Origin of the sequence: Actinomycetospora sp. (assembly GCF_036497245.1) — a bacterium.
Taxonomy (GTDB): Bacteria; Actinomycetota; Actinomycetes; order Mycobacteriales; family Pseudonocardiaceae; genus Actinomycetospora.
Window position 1 is genome coordinate 34,962 of the sequence record NZ_DASXJS010000208.1, and the last position, 8,723, is coordinate 43,684.

Annotated in this window: 7 protein-coding genes; 1 reads left to right on the top strand and 6 read right to left on the bottom strand. The window is 73.7% G+C overall.

Features of this window, described 5'->3' with window-relative positions:
- Positions 1–24: 24 nt before the first annotated feature.
- Complete coding sequence (gene tkt / locus VGI02_RS21790; RefSeq protein ID WP_414638344.1) at positions 25–2,142, bottom strand: transketolase; 2,118 nt, start codon at positions 2,140–2,142, stop codon at positions 25–27.
- Positions 2,143–2,678: 536 nt separating this feature from the next.
- Between tkt and VGI02_RS21795 the strand changes: the two genes are divergently transcribed.
- A complete protein-coding gene (locus VGI02_RS21795; RefSeq protein WP_331630801.1) occupies positions 2,679–3,566 on the top strand; it encodes a heme o synthase in 888 nt (295 codons plus the stop codon).
- Positions 3,567–3,745: 179 nt separating this feature from the next.
- Here the strand turns inward: VGI02_RS21795 and VGI02_RS21800 are convergent, their stop codons facing one another.
- The 5 genes from VGI02_RS21800 to VGI02_RS21820 form a co-directional block, all read right to left on the bottom strand.
- Positions 3,746–4,624: an endonuclease domain-containing protein gene (locus tag VGI02_RS21800; protein ID WP_331630795.1), complete on the bottom strand. Its 879-nt coding sequence runs from the start codon at positions 4,622–4,624 to the stop codon at positions 3,746–3,748.
- A 222-nt stretch (positions 4,625–4,846) separates the two neighbouring features.
- Entirely contained in the window at positions 4,847–5,809 is a 963-nt protein-coding gene (locus VGI02_RS21805; protein ID WP_331630797.1) for a quinone oxidoreductase family protein, read from the bottom strand.
- A gap of 44 nt (positions 5,810–5,853) precedes the next feature.
- Entirely contained in the window at positions 5,854–6,825 is a 972-nt protein-coding gene (locus VGI02_RS21810; protein WP_331630798.1) for a COX15/CtaA family protein, read from the bottom strand.
- Positions 6,826–6,903: 78 nt separating this feature from the next.
- On the bottom strand, positions 6,904–7,620 hold the full coding sequence (locus VGI02_RS21815) for an ABC transporter permease (RefSeq protein WP_331630802.1): 717 nt from the start codon (positions 7,618–7,620) through the stop codon (positions 6,904–6,906).
- 74 nt (positions 7,621–7,694) lie between these two features.
- Positions 7,695–8,567: an ABC transporter ATP-binding protein gene (locus VGI02_RS21820; protein WP_331630799.1), complete on the bottom strand. Its 873-nt coding sequence runs from the start codon at positions 8,565–8,567 to the stop codon at positions 7,695–7,697.
- Positions 8,568–8,723: the final 156 nt, after the last annotated feature.

An 8,723-nucleotide genomic window follows, 5' to 3' on the forward strand; every position in this document is an offset into this window, starting at 1 on the left:
CCGGAAGGGACGTGGGTGGCCGGGTCAGGACGACGTGCGGGCCAGCGTGCGCCGCGCCGCGTCGACGACGGCCTCGGCGGTGAAGCCGAACTTCTCGAACAGGGTCTTGTAGTCGGCGCTCGCCCCGAAGTGCTCGATGGAGACGGGCTCCCCGACGGTGCCGATGAGCCGGTACCAGGGCTGGGCCACGCCGGCCTCGACCGAGACCCGCGCGGTGACCTTCGCGGGGATCACGCTCTCGCGGTAGGCCTCGTCCTGGTTCTCGAACCAGTCGAGGCAGGGCATCGACACCACGCGGGTGCGGACGCCGTCGGCCTCGAGCGTCGTGCGGGCCTCGACGGCCAGTTGGAGCTCCGAGCCGGTGGCGATGAGGACCACCTGTGGGTCGCCGCCGGTCGCGTCGGCGAGCACGTAGCCACCCTTCGCGACGCCCTCGGCCGAGGTGCCCTCGAGGACCGGGAGGTTCTGGCGGGTGAGCGCGAGTCCGGCCGGGCCGGTCGGGTTCTCGAGGATCGCCCGGAACGCGTGGGCGGTCTCGTTCGGGTCGCCCGGGCGGACCACCGACATCCGCGGGATCGCCCGGAGGCTGGCCAGCTGCTCGATCGGCTGGTGGGTCGGGCCGTCCTCGCCGAGCCCGATCGAGTCGTGGGTCCAGACGTACATGGTGGGCAGGTTCATCAGCGCCGCGAGCCGGACGGGAGGCCGCATGTAGTCGGAGAAGATGAGGAAGGTGCCCCCGAAGACGCGGGTGCCGCCGTGCAGCGCGATCCCGTTGAGGATCGACCCCATGGCGTGCTCGCGGACCCCGAAGTGCAGCACGCGGCCGTAGGGGCTCATCTGGCCCCACATCTCGGTCTTCACCGTCGACGGGCCGAACGACGGCGAGTCGGGGATCGTCGTGTTGTTGCTCTCCGCGAGGTCCGCCGAGCCGCCCCAGAGCTCGGGCAGCTCCGGTCCGACGTTGCCGAGGATCTTCTGCAGCGCCTTGCGGGTGGCGAGCGGCTTGTCGTCGGTACCCCAGGTCGGGAGGGCGTCGGTCCAGCCCGCGGGCAGCTCGCGCTTGGCCATGCGGTCGAAGAGCGCACGGCGCTCCGGGTTGGCCGCGGCCCAGTCGTCGAACCGCTTCGTCCACGCCTGGTGGGCCTCGCGCCCGCGATCCTTGACCTGGCGCGCGTGTGCCAGGACCTCGTCCTCGATCTGGAAGGACTCGTCGGGGTCGAACCCGAGGATCTTCTTGACCGCCCCGACCTCGTCGTCCCCGAGGGCGGCGCCGTGCGCGGCCCCGGAGTTCATCTTCTCGGGCGCCGGGTAGCCGATCACGGTGCGCAGCGCGATGAAGCTCGGCCGGTCGGTGACGGCCTTCGCGTTGTCGATCGCCTCGCGGATGCCGACGACGTTCTCGCCGCCGCGCACCACCTGGGTGTGCCAGCCGTACGCCTCGTAGCGACCGACCACGTCCTCCGAGAGCGCCACCGTGGTGTCGTCCTCGATCGAGATGTGGTTGTCGTCGTAGAAGACGACGAGGTTCCCGAGCTGCTGGCGGCCGGCGATCGAACTCGCCTCGGCCGTCACGCCCTCCTCGATGTCGCCGTCCGAGGCGATGACGTAGATGAAGTGGTCGAAGGGGCTCCCGCCGGGCGCGGCGTCGGGGTCGAACAGACCCCGCTCGCGGCGCGCGGACATCGCCATGCCGACCGACGAGGCGAGACCCTGACCGAGGGGGCCCGTGGTGATCTCGACGCCGGTGGTGTGCTGGAACTCGGGGTGGCCCGGGGTCAGCGAGCCCCAGGTGCGCAGCTCCTCGAGGTCCTTCATCTCCAGGCCGTAGCCCGCCAGGAAGAGCTGGATGTACAGCGTCAGGCTCGAGTGGCCCGCCGAGAGCACGAACCGGTCGCGGCCGGGCCAGTCGGCGTCGGCCGGGTCGTGGCGCATGGTGTGCTGGAACAGCGTGTACGCCAGCGGGGCCAGCGCCATGGCGGTGCCCGGATGGCCGTTGCCGACCTTCTGCACGGCGTCGGCGGCCAGCACGCGGATGGTGTCGACGGCACGCTGGTCGAGATCGGACCAGTCGTCGGGGCGGTTCGGGGTGGTGAGGGCGGCGATCTCGTCGGGCGATTCACTCGCCGGACGGGTGCTTTCCACGTCGGTCGTGGTCACGAACGTGTTCTCCCTGGTGTCGCGTCGTGGGCCGCGGCGCGGACGCCCACAGCTCGGTTGTCCCGGTCCCTCTCGAACCGCCGGCTCGAACCGGCCGTCGGGGGATCGGGGACCGATTCTCCGGCTGTGCGGCTGGATCGATCCCGAAGCCCCCTCGGGAACCCATGCTGCCACGCCGAGGCGTCACACAGGTGCACCGTCGGAACCCGGTCGGCGACTACCCGCTCCCGCGCGCGAGGACACCCGGCCCCTATCATCGGCGCCCGCGTCTCCCGGGCCCCCCGACGTGGAGCCCCGGTGAAGTGCCTCGCACGCGTGAAACACGCGCGGGGGCCGGGCGAGCGGGCCGGACGCCCGGGGTGCAGACTGCACCGACGACAGCGTGTAGGAGGTGGCCGTCGGGTGTCTCCCGAGGCACCGTCGGCAGGACGGGGAGAGGACCGGGTGATCGGGTGAGCACGGCGGTCGGTCCGGCGCCGTCGGGGGACCGGACCAGGCTGGGCGGGCTCTGGGCCCGCTCCATGGCCACCGTCCGGGCGTACCTCGCGCTGACGAAGGCCCGGATCATCGAGCAACTGCTCGTGGTCACGGTCCCGGCCATGATGCTCGCGCAGCGGTCCGTGCCGTCGCTGTGGCTCGTCCTCGCCGTCCTCGTGGGCGGTGCCGCGGCCGCCGCCAGCGCGCACGCCCTGAACTGCGTCATCGACGCGGACATCGACGCCAAGATGGCCCGCACCCGCAAGCGGCCGCTGGCCCGCGACGCGGTGCCCCGCTCGCACGCCCTGGTGTTCGGCCTCGTGCTCGGTGCCGCCTCGGCGGTGTGGCTCGGCCTGACGGCGAACTGGGTCGCGGCGGGCCTGTCCGTCGCGGCGATCGCGTTCTACATCGTCGTCTACACCCTGGTCCTCAAGCGCCGGACCTCGCAGAACATCGTGTGGGGCGGCGCCGCGGGCTGCATGCCCGTGGTGATCGGCTGGGCGGCCGTGACGGGCACCGTCGGCTGGCCCGCCCTCGTGCTGTTCGGGATCATCTTCTTCTGGACGCCGCCGCACTTCTGGGCGCTCGCGATGCGCTACCGCGACGAGTACGCGGCGGCCGGGGTGCCGATGCTGCCGGTCGTGGCCTCGCCCCAGCGGGTGAGCCGCCAGATCGTCTTCTATTCGTGGGCGATGGTGGCGTGGTCGGCGCTGCTCGTCCCGGCCACGTCGTGGATCTACCTCGCGACGGCCGTCGTCGGCGGCGTCTGGTTCCTCATCGCCGCGCACCGGCTCGACCGCGCGGTGCACCGCGACGAGGTCGTCAACACGATGCGCCTGTTCCACCTGTCGAACACCTACCTCACAGGGCTCTTCGTGGCGGTCGCGGTGGACTCGGCGTTCGGCTGGCCCGCGCTGGGCTGGCCCTTCTAGGACCCGCTCGGCCCTCCGGCCCGCGCGTCGCCCCTTCCTGCGAGGGGCACACCACGCAGATCCGACGCGCTGTCGGCATGCCTGACGTGCTCCTGATCAAGGCCGGCAGTCGGGCCCGCCGCACGAGGGGCACACAGCCCACCCTCCGAGCGCGTCCGCCGTGCCAGGTGCGCCCCTGATCATCCTGTCCGGGCCGACAACGCCGCCAGGATCCGCTTCACGAACGCGCGCGGGAATCGCAGGTCCTGCGCCGTACAGGGGAGGACCAGCCACCCCGCACCCGCGAGATCGGCGAACCGGGCCTGGTCATACATCCACTGCTCGCGATCGACGCGATGGTGATCGCCCTGGTACTCGGCGGCGACCTTCGCCTCCTTCCAGCCGAGGTCCACGTGCGCGACGAACCAGCCCTCGGCGTCGCACACCTCCAACTGCGGCACCGCCGCCGGCACCCCGTGGGCACCGAGCGCCAGCCGCATCCGGGTCTCCGGCGGCGATCCCGCCCGCGGGTCCGACCGGGCGACGGCCTCGCGCACTCGACCCGCGCCACGGGATCGTGGCCGGGACTCGACCAACGCCAGGAGATCCTGTGGGTCGAAGGGACCGATCCGGGCCAGCGCGTCGAGGGCCACGACCCTCTCGACGGCGTCGAGCTCACGCACGAGGTCCCACGCCGTCCGGACCGCGCTCGTCACGAGCAGCGAGCCGACCTCCACGATCTCGTCGGGAGCCAGCAGGTCCTGACGGATGCGCAGACCCGGCCGCGGACGGACCCGTCGCCGTCCGACGACGAGGTCCACCGCCGCCGGCCGGGGCCCGCAGCTCGCCCCGAGGATCTCCGCGGCCGCGTAGCCGCCGATCACGGCAGGTGAACCCCGCACGTAGAGAGCTGCCTCGGCAGCGCGGCCTACGAGGTCATCGGGGGTGGCGACCCGGTCGGTGAGCGCGTGGACGTCGGGGAAGAGCCGTCGCGCTGCCGGGCCCGCGACCCGACCGCGGGTGATCCGGCCGGCCGCGATCGCCTCGCTCGCCCGGAACGGTCCGGAGATGTCCTCCATGACCCTTCGAGGGCGACGAGGCAGCAGCGGTTCCATCGCTCGACGACGGGCACATCACGCATGTTCGCGGCGCTCACCGCATGCGTCATGTGCTGTTGATCAGGCGCGATCGAACGAGGCCCAGCGTGATGTCCGACGAGGGGCACACCACGCACTCCCGAGGGCCCGGTCGCATGCCCCGCGTGCTCCTGATCAAGGCAGGGCGGGCATAGGGCGCACCGGTCAGGGGATCAGGAGCAGCTTCCCCGTGGTCGCCCTGCCCTCCAGGTCGCGGTGCGCCTGCGCGGCGTCGTCCAGCGCGTACCGCGCACCCACGCGGATCGGGAGCGCCCCGGCCGTCACCATCCCGAACACCGCGGCCGCCCGCTCACGCAGCGACCCGGTGGTCATGACGTGCCATCCCAGCGAGGGCCGCGTGAGGTAGATCGACCCGCCGGAGTTCAGCCGCTGCGGGTCGATCGGCGGCACCGGCCCGGACGCCGCGCCGTAGAGCGCCAGGACGCCGCGTACCCGCAGCGAGGCCAGCGAACCGTCGAACGTCGTCGCCCCGACTCCGTCGTAGACGACCGCGACACCGCGGCCGCCCGTCAGCTCCCGGACGCGGTCGGCGAACCCCTCGTAGCGCAGCACGTGGTGTGCGCCCGCCTCGCGGGCGAGCTCGCCCTTGGCCTCGGTCGAGGTCGTGGCGATGACGGTGGCGCCGAGCGCGGACGCCATCCGGCACAGCAGCAGCCCCATCCCGCCGGCGCCGGCGTGCACGAGGACGGCATCCCCGGGCGCGACGGGGTGGGTGTCGTGCACGAGGTAGTGGGCGGTCATGCCCTGCAGCAGCGCGGCGGCGGCGAGCTCGGTGGCCAGCTCCTCGGGCACCGGCACCACGCGGGCAGCGGGGATCACGGCCTGCTGCGCGTAGGTGCCCGGACCGTCCGCGAACGCCACCCGGTCGCCCACCGCCAGGTCCGTCACGCCCGCCCCGACGGCGCGCACCGTCCCGGCGCCCTCGACACCAGGCACGGTCGGCAGCGTCGCCGGGTAGATGCCGCTGCGCACGTAGGTGTCGATGTAGTTGACGCCCGCGGCCGCGACGTCGACGAGGACCTCGCCCTCGCCGGGCTCCGGGGCGGCCATCTCGGCCGGCACCAGCACCTCGGGTCCGCCGTGGACCTCCACCCGGACGGCTCGCATCGTCGCTCCCCTCGTCGGCCCCTCATCGAGCCCGAGGGGGATGCCTACGGCGCGGAGAGCGCCGGCGCAACGACCGCGTCGGCCTCGGCGGGCCGGATCGGCGCCGCGGGCTCCGTCGTCGCCGCCCACAGCCAGGCCATGGCAGCCGTCGTCACCATCGCGCCGAGCACGTGGAAGGCGACGAGGACCTCGGGGACGCCGAGCGCGTACTGCACCCCGCCGAGTGCCCCCTGCGCGAGCGTCACCAGCACGAGGACGCGGAACCGCACCACCACCGGCCGCGGCGCCCCGACGGCGTGCAGCAGGAAGCCCAGGCCCACGAGCAGCCCGAGGAAGGCGAACAGCAGGTCGGCGTGGGCGGTGGCGAGCTCCGGCACGGAGAACGCATCGAGCCGCGGCGTCGAGGCGTCGCCCGCGTGCGGGCCCGCGGAGGTCACGAGGGTCCCGACGACGAGCAGCGCGCCCAGGACCGCCGCGCTCACCGCGAGCAGACCGCGCACCTGCCGCCCCACCGTCGTCACCCGCGCCTCGGATCCGCGGTCCAGCGCGGCCGCGTCCCGCGCCAGGAGCACCGCGAGCCACACGAGCGGGATCGACACCAGGAAGTGCGGGGCGACGGTGTACCAGGCGAGTCCGGTGAGCACGGTGATCCCGCCGAGGACCGCCTGGGCCACGACCCCCAGAGGCATGGCGCACGCCAGCCACAGCAGCCGTCGCCTGCGGGGGCGCACGAACACCGCCGCGATCACACAGGCGCCGGCGACCAGCACGAGCCCGATCCCGAGCATGCGGTTGCCGAACTCCACCCACTGGTGCAGCGCCGCGACCTTGGGGTGCGGGGTCGGGACGAGGCTGCCGGGGAAGCACTCCGGCCACGTGGGGCAGCCCAGCCCGGAGCCGGTCACGCGGACGACCGCGCCGGTGACCGCGATCCCGCCCTGTCCGATGACGGCGAGCACCGCGAGGACGCGCATCAGTGCCGGGGGGGTGGACCACCGTGTCATCGCTCCGGTCACGCACCTCACCCTACGACAGTCGGTAGGAGACGGAGCGGAGCGGGAGCTCGACCATCGAGTAGGAGACGAGGAGCACGGTCAGTCCCAGCGCAGGGTCCGCGCGGCCGCGAGGCCGGCGACGGCGGTCCAGACGACGAGCACCACGACCTGGGAGAGCGTGGGCGTGCCGCCGAGCAGCACGGCGCGCAGGCCCTCGGCGAGCGCCCCGCTCGGCAGCAGTTGGACGACCGCACCCAGCGGGCCGGGGAGCTGGTCCGCGGGCACGACGATCCCGCCGACGAACAGCAGCACGAACCACACCACGTTGGCGATGACGAGCACGAGGTCCGCGCGCACCGACCCGCCGAGGAGCAGCCCGCACGCCCCGAAGGCCGCGGCCCCGAGCACCACGAGCAGCGCCGCCCATCCGATCGCCGCCGCGTCCGGCCGCCAGCCGAGCAGCAGGCCGACCCCGCCCAGCACGATCACCTGGATGACGACGACGGCGGCCATCCCGCCGAGTCGGCCGGTGACGACGAGCCAGCGGGGGATCGCGGTGGCCGCGAGCCGGCGCATCAGCCCGTAGCGGCGGTCGAAGCCCAGCGCGATGGCCTGGCTGGTGAAGCCGGTCGACATCATCGCGAGGGCGAGCACGGTGCCGAGCGCGGCGTTCACCCGCGGGTCGGGCAGGTCGACGAGGCCGCGCAGCAGCGTCAGCCCGACGAGCAGCGCGAGGGGGATGACCAGGGTGAGCAGCAGCTGCTCGGAGTGGCGCAGCGCGAGCAGCGTCTCGGTCCGAGTGTGGACGGCGAGCATCCGGGCCCGCGACCCCACGCCGGGGTCAGGCGTGAACGTGCCGCTCGGGAAGGGCGTCCCGGGGGGTGCGGCGCTCACGAGCGCAGCTCCCGCCCGGTGAGGTCGAGGAAGACGTCCTCGAGGCTGCGGCGCCCGACCCGCACGTCGTCGGCGAGCACCCCCTGGCGCGCACACCACGCGGTGACCGCGGCGAGCACCTGCGGGTCGATGGCGCCCTCGATCGTGTAGTGCCCGGGCGGGCCCTCGGAGCTGGCGTGGCCTTCGGGGAGGACCTCGGCAAGCAGGGTCAGGTTCATGCCCGGCGCGGCGCGGAAACGCATCCGCCGCTCGGAGCCGGTGGCGGTGAGCTCGTCGGGCGACCCGGCGGCGACGACCCGGCCGTGGTCGACGATGACCACGTCGTCGGCGAGCGCCTCGGCCTCCTGCATGAGGTGGGTGGTGAGCAGCACGGCGACACCGTCCGCGCGCAGGGCCTGCACCAGGCCCCACACCAGGTGGCGTCCCTGCGGGTCGAGGCTGGCGGTGGGCTCGTCGAGGAAGACCAGCTCCGGGCGCCCGACGACCGCGCAGGCCAGGCTCAGGCGCTGCTGCTGCCCGCCGGAGAGCCGCTTGTAGGGCAGGCGGGCGCACGACTCCAGCCCGAGGATGCGGACCAGCCACTCGGTGTCCAGCGGCCGGGCGGAGCAGGCGGCGACGAGGTCGAGCATCTCCCGGACGCGGACCATCGGGTACGCGCCGCCGCCCTGGGGCATGACTCCCATGCGGGCGCGGAGCGCCTCGGGCGCACCTGTCGGGTCGGCGCCGAGCACCGTGACCGAGCCCGAGGTCCGCTCCCGGAAGCCCTCGCAGACCTCCACCGTCGTCGTCTTGCCCGCGCCGTTCGGGCCGAGCGGCAGCCGGTCACCGAGGAGGCCTCTTGAGCGGGCCGTCCGGTCGTACCCGTGCACCCGTGTCGCCTCGCTCGCGACCTAGGGTGGTCGCCGTGGGCAGCACCGACGGTCGCGCTCCGCTGCGCCCCGACTCCGACGCGCCGGCGGTCGAGGTGCGCGACCTCGTGGTGCGCTACGGCGAGACGACCGCCGTGGACGGGCTGGATCTCGACC

What these genes read in the sequence shown, in the direction of transcription:
- VGI02_RS21795 (WP_331630801.1), top strand. Translation starts at nt 2,679, where the DNA reads ATGGCCACCGTCCGGGCGTACCTCGCGCTGACGAAGGCCCGGATCATC.
- VGI02_RS21800 (WP_331630795.1), bottom strand. Translation starts at nt 4,624, where the DNA reads ATGGAGGACATCTCCGGACCGTTCCGGGCGAGCGAGGCGATCGCGGCC.
- VGI02_RS21805 (WP_331630797.1), bottom strand. Translation starts at nt 5,809, where the DNA reads ATGCGAGCCGTCCGGGTGGAGGTCCACGGCGGACCCGAGGTGCTGGTG.
- VGI02_RS21815 (WP_331630802.1), bottom strand. Translation starts at nt 7,620, where the DNA reads ATGCTCGCCGTCCACACTCGGACCGAGACGCTGCTCGCGCTGCGCCAC.